At 72.7% G+C, this 15,409-nt stretch carries 15 protein-coding genes; 3 read left to right on the top strand and 12 right to left on the bottom strand.

Annotated elements, in window-relative coordinates; translation table 11 throughout:
- Position 1: 1 nt before the first annotated feature.
- From DMB42_RS25245 to DMB42_RS25235, 3 genes are all read right to left on the bottom strand, one after another.
- Entirely contained in the window at positions 2–793 is a 792-nt protein-coding gene (locus tag DMB42_RS25245; protein WP_125637486.1) for a phosphoribosyltransferase, read from the bottom strand.
- 2 nt (positions 794–795) lie between these two features.
- Positions 796–1,635 carry a DNA-processing protein DprA gene (locus tag DMB42_RS25240; protein WP_185844854.1) on the bottom strand — a complete coding sequence of 280 codons (840 nt, stop codon included), beginning with the start codon at positions 1,633–1,635 and terminating at the stop codon, positions 796–798.
- Positions 1,636–1,787: 152 nt separating this feature from the next.
- On the bottom strand, positions 1,788–1,973 hold the full coding sequence (locus DMB42_RS25235) for a hypothetical protein (RefSeq protein WP_125637484.1): 186 nt from the start codon (positions 1,971–1,973) through the stop codon (positions 1,788–1,790).
- A 340-nt stretch (positions 1,974–2,313) separates the two neighbouring features.
- Between DMB42_RS25235 and DMB42_RS25230 the strand changes: the two genes are divergently transcribed.
- On the top strand, positions 2,314–2,658 hold the full coding sequence (locus DMB42_RS25230) for a DUF6285 domain-containing protein (protein ID WP_125637483.1): 345 nt from the start codon (positions 2,314–2,316) through the stop codon (positions 2,656–2,658).
- 3 nt (positions 2,659–2,661) lie between these two features.
- Here DMB42_RS25230 and mctP read toward each other — a convergent pair whose 3' ends face one another.
- From mctP to DMB42_RS25210, 4 genes are all read right to left on the bottom strand, one after another.
- Positions 2,662–4,257, bottom strand: coding sequence for a monocarboxylate uptake permease MctP (mctP, locus tag DMB42_RS25225; RefSeq protein WP_125637482.1), 1,596 nt, complete (start codon positions 4,255–4,257; stop codon positions 2,662–2,664).
- Positions 4,254–4,463, bottom strand: coding sequence for a DUF3311 domain-containing protein (locus DMB42_RS25220; RefSeq protein WP_125637481.1), 210 nt, complete (start codon positions 4,461–4,463; stop codon positions 4,254–4,256). Before DMB42_RS25220 ends, mctP begins: the two co-directional genes overlap by 4 nt.
- A gap of 228 nt (positions 4,464–4,691) precedes the next feature.
- Entirely contained in the window at positions 4,692–5,321 is a 630-nt protein-coding gene (locus tag DMB42_RS25215) for a carboxymuconolactone decarboxylase family protein (protein WP_125637480.1), read from the bottom strand.
- Positions 5,321–5,869, bottom strand: a complete 549-nt coding sequence (locus DMB42_RS25210) for a VOC family protein (protein WP_125637479.1) — start codon at positions 5,867–5,869, stop codon at positions 5,321–5,323. Before DMB42_RS25210 ends, DMB42_RS25215 begins: the two co-directional genes overlap by 1 nt.
- A gap of 77 nt (positions 5,870–5,946) precedes the next feature.
- On the opposite strand from DMB42_RS25210, the gene DMB42_RS25205 reads away from it, so the two are divergent.
- Positions 5,947–6,849: an SDR family oxidoreductase gene (locus tag DMB42_RS25205; RefSeq protein ID WP_125637478.1), complete on the top strand. Its 903-nt coding sequence runs from the start codon at positions 5,947–5,949 to the stop codon at positions 6,847–6,849.
- Here DMB42_RS25205 and DMB42_RS25200 read toward each other — a convergent pair.
- Together DMB42_RS25200 and DMB42_RS25195 are read right to left on the bottom strand one after the other, a co-directional pair.
- Positions 6,840–7,814, bottom strand: a complete 975-nt coding sequence (locus DMB42_RS25200) for a YafY family protein (protein WP_185844853.1) — start codon at positions 7,812–7,814, stop codon at positions 6,840–6,842. The genes DMB42_RS25205 and DMB42_RS25200 overlap by 10 nt on opposite strands.
- Positions 7,796–9,388 carry a CocE/NonD family hydrolase gene (locus DMB42_RS25195; protein WP_185844852.1) on the bottom strand — a complete coding sequence of 531 codons (1,593 nt, stop codon included), beginning with the start codon at positions 9,386–9,388 and terminating at the stop codon, positions 7,796–7,798. The genes DMB42_RS25200 and DMB42_RS25195 overlap by 19 nt, the downstream gene beginning before the upstream one ends.
- Before the next feature lie 88 nt (positions 9,389–9,476).
- Here DMB42_RS25195 and DMB42_RS25190 point away from each other — a divergent pair, with 88 nt between their 5' ends.
- Entirely contained in the window at positions 9,477–10,262 is a 786-nt protein-coding gene (locus DMB42_RS25190) for an SGNH/GDSL hydrolase family protein (RefSeq protein ID WP_125637477.1), read from the top strand.
- A 67-nt stretch (positions 10,263–10,329) separates the two neighbouring features.
- On the opposite strand, the gene DMB42_RS55145 is transcribed toward DMB42_RS25190, so the two are convergent.
- The 3 genes from DMB42_RS55145 to DMB42_RS25180 all read right to left on the bottom strand — a co-directional run bounded on the left by DMB42_RS55145 (position 10,330) and on the right by DMB42_RS25180 (position 15,404).
- A complete protein-coding gene (locus DMB42_RS55145) occupies positions 10,330–11,115 on the bottom strand; it encodes a malectin domain-containing carbohydrate-binding protein (RefSeq protein ID WP_260477922.1) in 786 nt (261 codons plus the stop codon).
- A gap of 32 nt (positions 11,116–11,147) precedes the next feature.
- Positions 11,148–13,826 (bottom strand): S8 family serine peptidase, encoded by a 2,679-nt coding sequence (locus DMB42_RS25185; protein WP_260477921.1) that lies wholly within the window; start codon positions 13,824–13,826, stop codon positions 11,148–11,150.
- 138 nt (positions 13,827–13,964) lie between these two features.
- Positions 13,965–15,404: a glycosyltransferase family 39 protein gene (locus DMB42_RS25180; RefSeq protein WP_125637476.1), complete on the bottom strand. Its 1,440-nt coding sequence runs from the start codon at positions 15,402–15,404 to the stop codon at positions 13,965–13,967.
- Positions 15,405–15,409: the final 5 nt, after the last annotated feature.

Below are 15,409 nucleotides of genomic sequence, written 5' to 3'. Positions count from 1 at the left end.
CTCAACCGAAATCCGTTGCGCGGTCAACGGTCGGCGCGCCGGAGCAGCAGCAGCGGTCGAAGCTGAACCGCTCGGCCGAGGCCCGTCCCCAGATGCGGGCGGTGTTGCCGTTGGCGCGTGGGAAGACCAGCCGCGCGATCACCAGCGCGACCACGGACCGCGCCCCGGCCAGGTGGAGCGCCGAGGCCGCGCTCTGGACGTGCGCGCCCGAGACGAACAGGTCGTCCACCAGCAGCACCCGCGCGCCGTCCACCCGGCCCATCACCTGGAAGGCCCGCTCGTCCGGACGCCGCCGGGCGAGGTTCTCGGCCGCCGCGGCCGACCCGGGCAACAGCACCGGCCGGTGCAGCCGCCGCAGGTCGCCCACCAGGTCGACGACCCGCGGCATCGGGGCGAACACCTCGACGGGCCGGTCGAGGCTGGTGCCGGGCAGCGTGGTCACCATCGTGAAGGGCCCGCCGGCCAGCCGGGTCAGGCAGGCGGCGTGCGCCTGGTGGAAGCGCGCCAAGGTGGCGGCCAGGAACGGCACCCGCCGCAGGCTGCCCGGCGGGTCCCTGCGGCGGGTCACGATCGCGTGCAACTGGGCGCCGTCGCCGTCGCGCACGCACAGCGAGACGGGCACGACGTGCTCGGTGTGGCGGTGCAGGCCCTGGGTGGTGATCCGGCAGGTGGCGCAGAGCTCGAACGGCCCGTCGGTGCCGGTGTGGCAGATCCGGCAGACGCCGGGGCCGGCGGGCGGGACCTCGCGCAGGATCTGGAGGTAGGGCTCGGTCACCGCACGGGCGTCGCCCATGGTCAGAAGACGGTCGTCGGCCGGGTCACATCTACCAGATTGACGGCCTGGCTTACGAGCTCGTCAATGCCCGGTACGACAGTGACTCCTCCCCGGTAGGCCAGCCGGGGCGTCCAGGGCAGGCCGCAGGGGACGAAGACGTGCCTGCCCTGGGACAGCGCCATCGCCGCCCGGTCGCCGTCGGCGGCGCCCGTGACGTAGAGGGCGGCGGCGAGCCCGCTGGTCACGAGGGCGGCCACCGCCAGGGTGCGGCCGCCGACGGCGGTGCCCGGCCAGAAGGGGCACACCCGCACGGCTCCCGGCCGGAAGGGGCACTCCTCCACGGCGGCTCCCGGCCCCCGTGTCTCCTCCGGCAGGCCGCCCGGCGTCACCGCGATCGCCCGTCCGCCCGCCGTCAGGGCCGCCTCGGCGACGGCCGGCGTGCCGGACACGACCGTCAGGCCGGCGGCGGCCAGGGCGCGGGCCGCGGCGGGGGCGTCGCCGCCGTCCGCGACCGCGACCGAACGCCGGTCCTGCTCGCGCAGCCGTCCGGAGACCCACAGGAACGGCTGGAGGTTGTGGGCGCCGGCCAGGTTGCCCGGGTAGTCGTCGTCGAGCACGGTCACCAGCGTCGCGGGGCAGGCGTCGATGAGCTCCCCGGCCCGGTCGAGGTCGCCCGCCCGCAACCGGGCGACCACCCCCGCCGCGTGCGCCCGGTCGTGCTCGCCGAGCCCGGCGAAGTCGCCGCCGGCCAGCCGCAGCGCGCTGCCCCGGGCCTCGACGGCCCGCGCGGTGTGATGCCACGGCCCGGCGGTGGCCCTGGTCAGGGCGAGCACCGCGGACTGTTCCCTGGTCACCGACATGTCACCCACCGTCCGGTTGGGTCGACCGTACGCGCGCCGACCGACAGAACCGGCTCCCATCGTGCCGCGTCCGCCCGCCGGGGTCGTGCCGACCCGCCGGGGGACGGGGAAGGGCCCGGCGGCGGCCGCCGGGCCCTTCGGCGTGGAACGGGTCAGGCCGCGTTCTCCTCGGCCTTGCGGGGCAGGATCTCCAGCTCGAACGCGCCGGACCTGACCGCCTCCAGGAAGTCCTGCCAGTCGCGGCGCGGGATCTCCAGGACCACGTCCGGCGCGGAGTCGTGGATGAGCTCCACGTGGTCGTTGATGCGGCAGGCCTTGACGCGTACGTCGTCGTTCATGCTGCGCTCCCTAGGGTCGACTGCGGCTGAGCGGCCCGGGAGACCTGTGGTCCGGGAAGCTGCGCCGGGCGACTTCCCCAGCCGTCCGGGCCGTCCGCGTGACCCCGGGGGCCGGGCCGCTCGGGAAGCCTGTCATCGCCGCCGCGAGCCCGCCAGCGGGCGATCGGGCGGCCGGGTAGAGACACGCCGACCGCGGACGAGTGTCTGTCGTCCCGGGGTGGAGAAAGGTCATCCGCGCGCCGGAGGCTTGACACGGGAGGCGATGATCCTTATGGCTGGGCTCACGACAGGCCGTGCGCGGCGCGTACGGCTCCGGAGCGAGGTGACGGGAGTGCCCCCGATGGCGCAGCCCCATGACGTGCCCACCGCCGCGCAGCTCGTCGCGGCCGTACGGGAGTTCCTGCGGGACGACGTGCTGCCCGCGGTCGAGGGGCGGGTGCGCTTCCACACCCGGGTGGCGATCAACGTGCTCGGCATGGTCGAGCGGGAGATCGAGCTGGGCCCGGACCAGGCCGCCGAGCACGCCGCGCGACTGGCGGAGCTGGGCGTGGCCGACGACGCCGAGCTGGCCGCCGCCGTCCGCGCGGGCCGCTTCGACGGCGACGACGCGCTCACCGAGGCCCTGGTCCAGGCCGTACGGGCCAAGCTGGAGGTGGCCGATCCCGGCTACCTCCAGCGGCCGTGAGCGTCAGTGGGAGCCGGCCAGGTCCAGGTCCTTGACGTCGGGGTCGCCCTCGTCGGCGAAGTAGTCGCCGCGCTGCGTCGTGTCGGCGCCGTCGGCCACCTTGGCCGCCCGGAAGATCAGCGTGCCGAGCACGGCGACGACCAGGTTGACGATCAGCGCGAGGAAGCCCGCGTAGATGGTCATCTTGGTGTCGAAGCCGAGGTTCTCCAGGCTGAAGGCCGAGCCGCCGAAGTGCGCCTTGCCCTTGGCCGGGTTGGGGATGAGGTAGAGCATCCACACGCCCGCCGCCAGGCCCGCCGCCCAGCCCGCCATCAGGCCGCCCTTGTGGAACCAGCGCGTGTACAGGCCGAGCGCCACCGACGGCAGCGTCTGCAGGATGATCACGCCGCCGATGAGCTGGAGGTCGATCGAGAACTGCGGGTCCAGCAGCAGGATGCACAGCACCGCGCCGACCTTGACCACGAGCGAGACCACCTTGGAGACCTTGGCCTCCTGGGCGTCGGTGGCCTGCTTGTTGATGTACTCGCGGTAGATGTTGCGGGTGAACAGGTTCGCCGCCGCGATCGACATGATCGCCGCCGGGACCAGCGCGCCGATGCCGATGGCCGCGAACGCCACACCGGTGAACCAGTCGGGGAAGAGCTGGTCGAAGAGCATCGGCACGACCGTGTTCGTGTCGGTGCCGATCGGCTTGGTGCCGGCCGCGATGGCCATGAAGCCCAGCAGCGCGATCAGGCCGAGCACGAAGCTGTAGGCCGGCAGCGCCGACATGTTGCGCTTGATGACGTTGCGGTTCTTGGAGGCCAGCACGCCGGTGAGGCTGTGCGGGTAGAGGAACAGCGCCAGGGCCGAGCCGAAGGCCAGCGTGACGTACTGGAGCTGGTTGGCGCCGTTGAGCAGGATGCCGTCGCCCGGGGCCGGGGTCTTGTCGAACTTGGCCTGCGCCATGTCGAAGATGTGGCTCCAGCCGCCCAGCTTGGCCGGGATGTAGATGACCGCGGCCAGGATCACGATGTAGATCAGCGCGTCCTTGACGAAGGCGATCAGCGCGGGGGCGCGCAGGCCCGACTGGTAGGTGTAGGCGGCCAGGATCGCGAAGGCGATGACGATCGGCAGGTGCCCGGTGATGCCCATCGACTTCAGCACCGCCTCGATGCCGACGAGCTGCAGCGCGATGTACGGCATCGTGGCCACCAGCCCGGTGATGGCGATCAGCAGCGCCAGCGTCGGCGACCCGAAGCGCGCCCGGACGAAGTCGGCGGGCGTGACGAACCCGTGCACGTGCGAGACCGACCACATCCGCGCCAGCACCAGGAACACCAGCGGGTAGACCACCACGGTGTACGGCAGCGCGTAGAACCCGAGCGCGCCGGAGCTGAACACCAGCGCCGGCACGGCCACGAACGTGTAGGCGGTGTACAGGTCGCCGCCGACCAGGAACCAGGTGACCCAGGAGCCGAAGCTGCGCCCGCCGAGCCCCCACTCGTTGAGGCTGGCCAGGTCGGTGGGCCGCCGCCAGCGGGCCGCCACGAAGCCCATGCCGCTGACCAGGATGAACAGCAGCGCGAAGACGACCAGCTCGGTCACGTGCCCGCTCATTTGGTCATCCGGTAGACGATCGTGGTGCAGCCGACGCCGACCACGATGAAGGCGAGCTGCAACCAGTAGAACAGCGGGAAGCCGAGCACGCGCGGCTCGTCGGAGTTGAACAGGAACGTCAGCAGGGGGAGCACGATCGGCACGACCAGCAGCCAGTTCCACGGGCTGCGGTCGGTACGTGGCTGCCCGGAATCCCCGGTAGTCATCGACCCTCCGATTGGGGATCAGGACCGGCTTGTTGACCGGTTCCTGACAATGTCGTCAATGGAGGGAGGTTAGCTTTCCGGAGGTATTGAACCCAATGTCCGGAGTATTACGGTTTGGCCTAAATGTCGAGATGAACTCTCAACAAGTGAGACGTGAAGCCCCCTCCGTCACCGGCACGTTAAGTCGCCCTCACGCCGGGCGGAACCGCCCGATCGGCGAATGGTCGGCTACTCGCGACGAACGGTCACCTCGTCGGCGATGTCCCTCGTGCCGTACCCCTCGGGCGCGGGCACCTCGGTGATCGGGTCGGGGCGGTCGTCGAACTCCAGCCGCAGCGCCCGTGCCATCGTGGCGTGCATCTCGTACAGGCAGACGATGTAGGTCAGCTCGAGGATCTGCTCGTCGGGCAGATGGGCGCGCAGTACGGCGAACACCTCGTCGTGCACCCGGCCGCCGTCGAGCACCAGGCCGTCGGTGTAGGCCAGCACCGCCCGTTCCAGCTCGCCGAACCGGTCGCTGACCTGCCAGGACGCGACCGCCGCCACCTTCTCCTCGGGCACGCCGAGCGCCCGGAGCTGCTTGCAGTGCTGGGAGTAGACGAACTGGCTCTGCCGCGCCCAGCCCGCCCTGGTCTGCCCCAGCTCGCGCAGCACCGGGTCGAGCCGGGACTCCCGGTAGATCTGGAAGCCCTTGACGCAGTGGCGGAAGATCTTGGGGTCGAGGGCGAAGACCGTCCACCAGTCGCCCGGCGAGCCGGTCGCGGTCCCCGTGCCGTCGGGGGACAGCAGCCGGTCGTGGAAGAACCGGACGACCGGGTCGCTCACCTCCTCGGGCGGCACCCGGCGCAGGCGCGGCATCAGACGGTCCTGTCGGCGGCCGTCTTGGGCTCGTGCCGTACGTCGCCGGGCTGCCCGACGGGCCGCGTCCAGGCAGCGAACTCCACCAGGATCCCGTCGGGGTCCTTGAAGTAGATGGACCTGACGAACACGCCGTCGTGCATCTGCGCCGCCACGCCGAACTCGCTGTCGTCGTGGTTGAGCAGTACGCCCACGTCGATGCCCTTGGCGACCAGCCGGTCGCGGTACTCCTCGATGCGCTCGGGCGGCACGTCGAAGGCGAGGTGGTTCATCGAGCCGACCGCCGACAGCAGCTCGCCCCGGTCGGGCAGGCTCTTCGGCGCCGACACCCCGGGCACCCCCTCGGGCGCGTCGGGGAACCAGAAGAAGGCCAGCGCGTTGCCGCCGCCGCAGTCGAAGAAGAAGTGCTGGCCCCAGCCGAAGGGCAGCTCGATCGTCTTGATCAGCGGCATGCCCAGCACGCCGGAGTAGAAGTCGACGGTCTGCTTCATGTCCGAGCAGACCAGGGCGATGTGGTTGACCCCGCGGAGCTCGAATTCGCTGTTCATAGTAATCAACTACTTATCACAGGGTTTCGGCATAAAACATGACATGGGGTGACGGGTATTCGGGACACGATCGGCCCATGATTGTTGTGGTGGCGGGCGCGACCCGCGGTACGGGACGAGGCATGGCGGTCGCTCTGGGGGCGGCCGGGGCGACGGTCTACTGCGCCGGCCGGAGCACTCGGGAGCGCCGTTCGGAGATGGACCGTCCCGAGACGATCGAGGAGACCGCTGAGCTGGTGAGCGCGGCCGGTGGCACGGGCATCGCGGTCGCGGCCGACTTCCTGGACCCCGCCCAGGTCGCGGACCTGGCCGCGCGGGTCGAACGTGAGCAGGGCCGGCTCGACGTGCTGGTCAACGACGTGTGGGGCGCCGACCGCCTGTGGAAGTGGGAGACCCCCGTCTGGGAGCACGACCTGGACGACGGGCTGCGCCTGCTCAGGCTGGCGATCGACACCCACCTGATCAGCGCCCGCCACCTGCTGCCGCTGCTGATCCGGCACGAGGGCGGCCTGGTCGTGGAGGTCACCGACGGCACCTGGGAGTTCAACCGGACCCGCTACCGCGAGAACGTCTACTACGACCTGGCCAAGCTGTCGGTCAACCGGCTGGCCTTCGCCTGGTCCCACGAGCTGCGCCCGTACGGCGGGACGGCGGTGGCCGTGACACCCGGGTTCCTGCGTTCGGAGGCGATGCTGGAGGGCTTCGGCGTCACCGAGGAGAACTGGCGCGAGGCGAAGGCGGACGGCGCCTGGATGGTCTCCGAGACCCCCGCCTACGCCGGTCGCGGCGTGGCCGCCCTCGCCCAGGACCCCGGCCGCAAGCGCTGGTCGGGGGCCTCGGTCACCAGCGGCGAACTGGCCGAGGCGTACGGGATCACCGACGTGGACGGCAGCCGCCCGCAGGTGTGGCGCTACCTCGCCGACGTCGGCGAGAAGGCCGGCGAGAAGGGCGGCGACGGCGGCTGGGAGGCCTATCGCTGACCCGCGGAGGAGGGTGGCTCCTCGCCCGCGTAGAGCGCCGCCGTGCGGGCGGCGGCGCGGGCGACCAGGGCACGCAGCTCCGCCGGTTCGAGCACCTCGGCCTCCGGCCCGAACCTCAGCACCTGCGAGTACGCCACCTCCACCGACTCCACGGCCAGGCGTACGACCCCGTCCGGCGTGAGCGAGGCCAGCGCGTCGTCCACGGCGGCGGGGTCGGCGACGTACCGCAGCATGCGCCGCCCCGCCGGGCTGAGCCGCAACGTGATCACGTCCCTGAGCAGCGAGCGGCTGAACGCGGCCGCCTGCCCGGCCCAGAACCCGGCCAGGTCGAAGCCCGCCTCCCGCTCGAAACGCGGCTCGCGCAGGAGGACGTCCCCGATCCGGTCCACCCGGAAGATCAGGAACCGGGTGCCCAGCCGGGCCGCCAGGTACCAGTTGCCCGCCTTCAGCACCAGCCCGTACGGCTCCAGGTCCCGCCTGCGCTCCTTGTAGTCCAGCGTGACCGGCAGGTCGTTCCACACGGCCCTGGCCAGCGGGGCCAGCGCCGCGGGCGGCGGCACGTCGCCGGCGAACCAGCCGGGCGCGTCCAGGTGGAAGCGCTGCGCGGCGGTCGCGGGCGCGTCGCGCAGCGCGGGGGACAGCGCCGCGGCGGCCTTGAGCCGGGCCGTCGCCGCCACCTCCTGCAGTCCCATCTCGCGCAGCGCCCCGGGCACCCCCGACAGGAACAGCGCCTCGGCCTCGGCCCGGTCCAGCCCGGTCAGCCGGGTGCGGTAGCCGTCCAGCAGCCGGTAGCCGCCGCCGCGCCCGCGGTCGGCGTAGACCGGCACGCCCGCCTCCGACAGCGCCAGCACGTCGCGGTGCACCGTGCGCTCGGAGACCTCCAGCTCCTTGGCCAGCTCGGCCGCCGTCATCCCGCCCCGGCCCTGCAGCAGCAGGACCAGGGACATCAGCCGCGCGGCGCGCACAGCGGCAACACCACGGCCGAGGGGCGGTCGGGGGAGTGGAACACCTCGACGTCGGCGGGCACCATCGGGCCGCCCGCCGCGTCCACCGGCTCGCCGGTGCCCGGGTTGCGGGCGATCGTCGGGTACGCCCCGGCCGCCACGTGCACCCGGATCCGGTGGCCGCGGCGGAACCGGTGCCCGATCGGCCACAACTCCACCCGTACGCGGCGCACGCCGTCGCCGTCGCCGGTCACCGGGCCCAGCCGGCGCACCCCCTCGCACAGGTTGAGCGAGCGCCCGTCGGGGTGCACGTCGCACACCCGGACCACCACGTCCACGTACGGCGTGCTGGAGCGCAGGTAGACGTCGGCGTGCACCGGGCCGATCATCTCCATGTCCGACTCCAGCGTCGCGGAGCTGTGGACCAGCACGTCGCGCCGGGCCTCCAGGCGCCGCTGGTCACGCGGTCTGGAGTCGGCCAGCAGCACCGGCCCGCCGATCACCGGCGTCGGGTGGGCGGGGTGGTAGCGGAACCGGCCGGACCCGGCCTCGGCCGGCACCTCCGGCGTCAGCCCGCCACCCTCCTGGAGGTGCCAGCGCTGCTCCCGCATGCCCGGCACCGGCCAGTCGGGGTAGTCGCGCCACTCGCCGGCCCCGGTCACGTAGAGCCGCACCGGGTCGGGACGCAGCCCGGACGGGTCGCCCATCAGGTGGGCGCGGAACCAGGCCAGCGCCTCGGTCATCGAGGGCCGCCCGTGCCGGGAGTCGACGTGGTACCAGGGCCCGATCGTCAGGTACGGCCGCCGTCCCGCCGCCCGCATCGCCGCGTAGTCCTTGAGCTGCCAGGGCAGGAAGACGTCGTACCAGCCGCCGAGCATGGTGACCGCGGCCTCCACCTCGCCGACCTTGGGGGAGAAGTCACGCTTGGCCCAGTACGGCACGGCCGGGTCGGCATGGTGGGCCAGCAGGTCGCGGAAGAAGCGCAGCGGCCGCCCCGCGGAGGCCAGGTCCAGCTCGGCCACCGGCCGCCCCGACAACACCGCCCGCCGGGTCGACCTGGGCGCGGTCAGCATCGCCGCCCCGCCCACGAACCGGCGCGTCATGGTCTCGGTCAGCGTGGTCCAGCTCAGCGCCGACTCCAGCGCGAACGCGCCGCCCACGTACGCGGCGTCCCTGAACTGGGAGGCGGTGATCTGCGTGGCCATGGCCTTGAGGTCGGGCCCGGCCTCGGACGCCACGGCCCACTGGGCGTAGCCGAGGTAGGAGGGGCCGAACATGGCGAACGAGCCGCCGTACCAGGGCTGTTTGCGCAGCCAGGCGATCGTGGCCAGGCCGTCGTCGTGCTCGTCGCCGAGCGGGTCGAGGCTGCCGCCCGAGCCGAAGCCGCCGCGGCAGCTCTGGATCAGCACGTGGAAGCCGTTCCTGGCGAACCCGCGGCCGTACATCCAGCCGAACAGGCCGCGCCGGCCGTACGGCGAGCGGATCAGGACCGCCGGGGCCGGCCGCCCGTGGGGCGGGGCGTAGTGGTCGGCCAGCAGCGTCACGCCGTCGGGCATGGGGACGGGGATGTTCCGCCGGAGCCGCACGCGTCTCATGTCCTAACCAGTAACAGATGCGACGGGACGGGTGATAGCCGGGGTTACGGTCGCGTAAGGAGAATTCCCCTTGGCAAACTATCCGGTCATGGGACGAATCACTACTTACGTCGCCCTAGGGGACAGTTTCACCGAAGGACTGGAGGACCCGGCCGCGTACGGGTTCCGCGGCTGGGCCGACCGGCTGGCCGAGCACATCGAGGCCGACCGCCTCCAGGCCGGACAACCCGGCCTGCGGTACGCCAACCTCGCCGTCCGCGGCCGCCTGATCGACGACATCGTGTCCGAGCAGGTGCCGAAGGCGGTCGAGCTCGGCGCCGACCTGGTCTCGCTGTGCGCCGGGGGCAACGACATCCTGCGGCCGGGCAGCGGGCCCGCGTCCGTGGCCAAGCGGCTGGAGCAGGGCGTCAGGACGCTGACCGAGGCGGGCGCCAGGGTGCTCATGTTCACCGGGTTCGACCTTCGGCACGTGCCGGTCATGCGGCTGGCCCACTCCAAGATCGAGGTCTACAACCTGCACATCCACGACATCGCCCGCCGCTACGACGCGCTGCTGGTCGACCTGTGGCCGATGACGGTCTTCCGCGACGCGCGCGCCTGGAACGCCGACCGCCTGCACCTCAGCCCCGACGGCCACCGAAGGGTGGCACTGCGGGCCGCCGAGGTGCTCGGCGTTCCGGTGGACGCGGACTGGCGGGAGCCGTACCCGGTCAGGCGGCCGCCGGTGTGGACGGCCGCCCGCCGCGAGGACCTGCGCTGGGCCAGGACCTACCTCGGCCCGTGGATCGGCAGGCGCATCAACGGGCGTTCCTCGGGCGACGGGGCGCTGCCCAAACGCCCGAACCTCGCCCCGCTGACGGCCGCCGACCACTGAGCCGGGGGCCCGCCGTACGGGATGACCCGGGGTCCCGCCGCACCAGGGACGGCGGGACCCCGGGTGGTCACGGCAGCGCCTTGTCGGGGCGCTCGGAGATGCGCACGCCGCTGACCAGCGTGGCCCCCTGCCGGGCGGCGAAGCGCACGTTGAGCTGACCGTCGCTCACCTTCACCGTGTACTGCCTGGCCACGGCCGTGTACGTGCCCGCCTCCAGCGCCAGGTCCAGCGCCGGGATCGCGAGCTGCCCCTCGACGAGCACGTCGAACACCCGCTTGCCCATCTGGGTGCTCTTCACCTCGGCGAAGTCCAGCTCCACCGTGTACGTCCCGGCCGGCACGCCGTCGAACCGGTACTCCAGCATGCCCTCCCTGGCCGTCCTGAACAGCGCCTGGTCGGCGGTGCCCGCGATGGTCCTGGACGTGCTCTGCGTCTTGCTGGAGGTCGCCACGTAGCCGTAGCCGCCCTGGGTGTAGCGGCGGTCCGGCGTCCAGGCGTCGCCGTCGGCGTCGGTCAGCGCCTTGGAGCCGCCGGCGTCGATCGCCACCTGGAGCTTGGGCACCACCACGGTCACCTTGACCTCGATGGCCGGCTGCCGCCCGCTGGCGGACTTGACGACCAGCTTGCCGGTGCGCGTCCCGCCGGCGGTGACCCCGGCGCTGGAGAGCGTCACCCGCAGCGTGGCCTTCTGGCCCTTGGCCAGCTCGCCCGCCTGCGGCGTGACCGATGCCCAGGCCGCGTCGCTGGTCACGGTGTAGGCCGTCGGCGAGCCCAGGTTCGTCAGCTCCAGCGTCCGCGTCCGGCTGGACTCGGCCGGCAGGACGACCGTCAGCTCGCCGGCCGAGGCGCTCACCCGTCCGGTGATCAGGGCGGTGTCGATCCTGGTCAGCGTGCCGGGCGCGACCGTGACCGGCTGGTGAACGTCCCGTAGTGCTCCTTGGACACCACCACGTCGTGGTCGCCCGCCGGGACCTGCCCGAAGAACGACCCGTCCGCGCCGGTCGTGAACGAGGCCACGTCGCCCAGCTTCACCGACGCCCCGGCCAGCGGCTGGCCGTCGTTGGCGTCGGTGACCACACCGGTCACCAGCCCGTGCCGGCTCGCGGTGAACGTCAGGCCCTGCCCGGTCGAGAGCGCCGCCTCCTCGTAGGAGTAGAGCAGCGCGTCGGTGCCGGCGGCGTTCTCGATGCCGACCGTGGCGCTGGAGCCCTGGTCGCGCTCGCTCTCGATGTCCTTGTAGCGGAAGGAGACCGAGCCGTCCTCGCCCAGCAGCGCCGAGAACGACACCCGCTGGCCGGTGTCGCTGTAGAAGTTCACGTTGCGCCACTCCACGACGTACTGGCGGTGCGGGGCGGCGCCCACCACGCCGGTGTAGACCCCCGCCTCGGCGTCCACCTTCAGGTCGTCCCAGTACGGGTAGACCGCGTTGTTCGGCGTGCCGGTGGTGGGCAGGCCGCCGTTGCTGCCGGTGACGATCCGGTCGGTGGCGAAGCTGACGAACCCGTTCGTGCTGATCCACGCCTTGGCCTGCCCGGTGCCGTAGAACGGGACCGCGAACGGCAGCGTCACCTGCACGGCCTCGTCGTCGCCGGTCAGCGCCAGCTTCTCGGTGCCGGCCACGTACGGCTGCGCGCCCGACCGGCAGGTGTAGCCGAAGCCGTCGCCGCGCAGCGGCAGCTCGACGTCCCTGACCACGTCCCCGTCCACGGTGACCTGGACGCTCGACCCGCTGGAGCAGCGCGAGACCGGGGTGACCGTCAGCGTGTACGTCCCGGCCGGGAGCGTCATCGTGTACCGGCCGGCGGCGTCGGTGACCGCGCTCACCGGCGTGCCCGTGGCGGCCACCGTCGCGCCGGGCTCGGGCGTGCCCGCCGTGGTGACCGTGCCCGACACCGTTCCCGCCGGTTGCCTGGTGAGCGTCACGTCGGCGGTCGTGACCTGCTCGGCGGTGACGGCCGCCGTGGCGGTGGCCCGGTCGTAGCCGAACTTCTCGGCCGTGAGCGCGTACTCGCCGGGCAGCAGGCGCGGGATCGTGTACGTGCCGTCCTGGCCGGTGACGACCGAGCGCGCGAGCGGCCCGGTGACCTTGACCGTCACGCCCGGCACCGGCGCGCCCGCCGCGGTGACCGTGCCGCGCAGCTCGCCCAGCCCCTCGTCCGGCGCGGCCTGGACGGCGGCGTAGGCGTCGAGCCGGCCCTCGCCCCAGACGTTGTTGTCGGCCGCGGTGCCGCCGCAGCTCGTGTCGGACACGTCGATCGCCGTGCTGTCCAGCAGCGGCCGGGTGGCGGCCACGTCGCCCTGCAGCCGCGGCGCGGCCGACCAGATCAGCGCCACCGTGGCCGCCACGTGCGGCGAGGCCATCGAGGTGCCGGTGTAGGAGTCGTAGCCGTCGCCGGGGACCGAGGAGCGCACGTTCACGGCGGGGGCCGCGATGTTCGGCTTGATCTCGCCGTCCTGGCCCTCGCCCTTGCTCGACCTGGCGTACAGCACGTTGTTCACGTCGAAGCCGCCGGCGCTGTAGCTGATCGCGTACTGGCCGGGCGAACCGCTCGTCCGGCAGGCCGGGCCCTCGTTGCCGTTGGCGAAGGCGGGGAAGATGCCGGCGGCGATCCACGCCTGGACGGTCTCGACGTACCAGGGGTCGTAGCCGTTGCCGCCCCAGGAGTTGTTGACGATGTCCGGTGCGAGGTCGGGGCGCGGGTTGCGGCCGTTCAGGTCGGTCGGGGCCAGCACCCACTGGCCCGCGGCCAGCAGCGAGGCGTCCGTGCAGGTGTTGACCTCGCAGCCCTTGGCGGCGATCCAGCGTACGCCCGGCGCGACGCCGATGCCGTTCGCGCCCGCCATCGTGCCCATGACGTGCGTGCCGTGGCCGTTGTTGTCGCACGGCGCCGCCGACGGGCAGACGCGCGCCGGGTCGAACCAGTTGTAGTCGTGGGTGTAGGAGCCGTCGGGGTTCCTGCCCCGGTAGCTCGCGGCCAGGTCCGGGTGGTCGTACTGGACGCCGGAGTCGATCGAGGCGACCACGATGCCCTCGCCCCGGTCGCCCAGCTCGCTCCACACGCGCGGGGCGCCGATCCGGTCGACGTTCCACTCGACGGCGCCGGCCTTGGCCTCGGCCCGTCCGGCCACGGGCTTGGGCAGCGAGACGACGGAGACCGGGTCGATCCGGTCCACCTCGGGCAGTTCGCTGATCGCGGCCGCCAGCTTGGCGTCGGCAGTCACCCGTACGGCGTTGACGATCCAGTAGGAGGAGTAGTCGGCGTCCTGGGAGTCCAGCAGCTTGACCAGCCCGGCCTGGGACGTCCTGGCCCGTTCGGTCTTGGCCTCGTAGACCAGCTCGGACTTGGCCCGCTTGGTGGCGGCCCGGCGGGCGGCGGCCAGGTCGGCCGTGCCCTTCATCCGGACCCAGAAGGTGGCCTTGCCGTCCTTGTCCAGCTCGGCCCGGACAGTCTGGGAGATCTTGCCGGGATCGGGCGCCGCCTGTGCCGGGGCCTGGGGTACGGCCAGGGCGGCGGCGGTGACGATCCCGGTCAGGATCGCACGCCAGGTGAGGGTGTTGCGCACGTGCTCTCCTTCACGACGTTCACGACGGTGAGGAAGAGGTGATCTTTCCGCCTCTGTCGAGAAGGGTGAAGAGATCCTGTCGGGAAAGCAAGGGTGCTGACGCTAACAAGCCCTGACAAATCCCGAAATGTAATGTGGTCAGCTGAAATGTCGCCACATTGGCCAGGTGGCGGACCAGGGCCGCACCGGGTCCCGGCAGACCCACACCGGCATGCCCTGCTCCTCGTTGCCGATGTCCACGCCGTTGTCCACCCGGGCCTTCTCCTCGCAGGCGGCGAACAGCTCGCGGGCCCGCGGGCCCACGTTCACCAGGATCGCCACGGTCCCGTCCGCCGGTGGCGGGCCGTACTCCCAGAGCTGGTTGTGGCCGGAGTACACGCGGGTCAGGCCCGCCCGGTCGAGCGCGCCGTACTCGCCGTAGTTGCCCGTCACGATCACCGCGCGGGCCCGCTCGTCCGGCGGCAGCGCCCGCAGCACGCCGCCGACGGCGGCGGCGAAGCGCGGCCAGCCGACCGACTCGCGGGCCACCTCGTTGATCGCCGGCACCGGCGTACGGGCCAGCTCGCCCACCGGCACGACCGGCAGCGCCAGCACCACCGAGACCAGCGCGTTCACCGCGAGGAACGCCCACGCCAGGCGCACCCGCCCGGCCCGCGCCCGCGACAGGCCGACGCACCCGGCCGCGAACAGCGCCACGATCAGCCCCGCGGTGTAGTCGAACCGCCCGCCGCTGACCAGCGTCAGCGCCGCCGTCACCGGATAGGCCACCGCCAGCGCCCGCACCCGCCGGTCCCGCCACAGCCGGGCGAACCCGTACGCCGCGATCACCGACACCACCGGCCCGAACAGCGTGAGCTGCATCGGCACGAACAACACCCGCAGCTCGGCGCCCTCGTCCGCGCTGAGCGCCGAGGCCATCGTGAGCTGCGGCCAGCCGTGGGTGGCCTGGTAGAGCAGGTTCGGCGCGGCCGCCACCGCCGCCACCAGCGCCCCGGCCCACAACCACGGGCCGGCGAACGGCCGCCGCGGCCCAGCGATCAGCAGCCCGGCCGCCAGGCCCAGCACCAGCAGCACGACGAGGTGCTTGTTGTAGGTCGCCAGGCCGATCACCGCGCCCGCCGCGACCCACCAGCGCGGCTGATCACGCAGCAGCGCCCTGAGCGCGAACAGGATCGCCGCCGTCCAGAACGGCAGGTCGAAGCTGACCGTCAGCAGCGTGTGCCCGGCGATCAGCGTGTACGCCCCGGTCGCCACGCCCGCCGCGGCCATCGCCTGGGCGCGGCCGTCGCCGCCCAGCTCCCGCGCGAACAGCGCCGCCAGCACGACCAGGACCGCCATGGCCAGCGCCGGGAACACCCGCAGCGCCGTCACCGTGTCGCCGAACAGCCAGAGCGCGGCCTTGCCCAGCATCGGCGTCAGCGGCGGCTGGTCGACATAACCCCAGGCCGGACGGCCGGCCAGGACACGGAAGTACAGTTCGTCGCGGTGGTAGCCGTACCAGGGGCTCAGCGCGAGCGTCGCGCCGGCCGTCAGGACCGCGATCACCGTCACCGGACGCCACGCCCAGGGCCGCTCCATGAACG

Origin of the sequence: Nonomuraea sp. WAC 01424 (assembly GCF_003947315.1) — a bacterium.
GTDB lineage: Bacteria > Actinomycetota > Actinomycetes > Streptosporangiales > Streptosporangiaceae > Nonomuraea > Nonomuraea spiralis.
This window is presented reverse-complemented; position numbering and strand designations above follow the sequence as displayed.

Bases quoted from the DNA above. Each gene is read 5' to 3' on its own strand.
- DMB42_RS25245 (WP_125637486.1), bottom strand. From the start codon at position 793: ATGGGCGACGCCCGTGCGGTGACCGAGCCCTACCTCCAGATCCTGCGC.
- DMB42_RS25240 (WP_185844854.1), bottom strand. From the start codon at position 1,635: ATGTCGGTGACCAGGGAACAGTCCGCGGTGCTCGCCCTGACCAGGGCC.
- DMB42_RS25235 (WP_125637484.1), bottom strand. From the start codon at position 1,973: ATGAACGACGACGTACGCGTCAAGGCCTGCCGCATCAACGACCACGTG.
- DMB42_RS25230 (WP_125637483.1), top strand. From the start codon at position 2,314: ATGGCGCAGCCCCATGACGTGCCCACCGCCGCGCAGCTCGTCGCGGCC.
- mctP (WP_125637482.1), bottom strand. From the start codon at position 4,257: ATGAGCGGGCACGTGACCGAGCTGGTCGTCTTCGCGCTGCTGTTCATC.
- DMB42_RS25220 (WP_125637481.1), bottom strand. From the start codon at position 4,463: ATGACTACCGGGGATTCCGGGCAGCCACGTACCGACCGCAGCCCGTGG.
- DMB42_RS25215 (WP_125637480.1), bottom strand. From the start codon at position 5,321: ATGCCGCGCCTGCGCCGGGTGCCGCCCGAGGAGGTGAGCGACCCGGTC.
- DMB42_RS25210 (WP_125637479.1), bottom strand. From the start codon at position 5,869: ATGAACAGCGAATTCGAGCTCCGCGGGGTCAACCACATCGCCCTGGTC.
- DMB42_RS25205 (WP_125637478.1), top strand. From the start codon at position 5,947: ATGATTGTTGTGGTGGCGGGCGCGACCCGCGGTACGGGACGAGGCATG.
- DMB42_RS25195 (WP_185844852.1), bottom strand. From the start codon at position 9,388: ATGAGACGCGTGCGGCTCCGGCGGAACATCCCCGTCCCCATGCCCGAC.
- DMB42_RS25190 (WP_125637477.1), top strand. From the start codon at position 9,477: ATGGGACGAATCACTACTTACGTCGCCCTAGGGGACAGTTTCACCGAA.
- DMB42_RS25180 (WP_125637476.1), bottom strand. From the start codon at position 15,404: ATGGAGCGGCCCTGGGCGTGGCGTCCGGTGACGGTGATCGCGGTCCTG.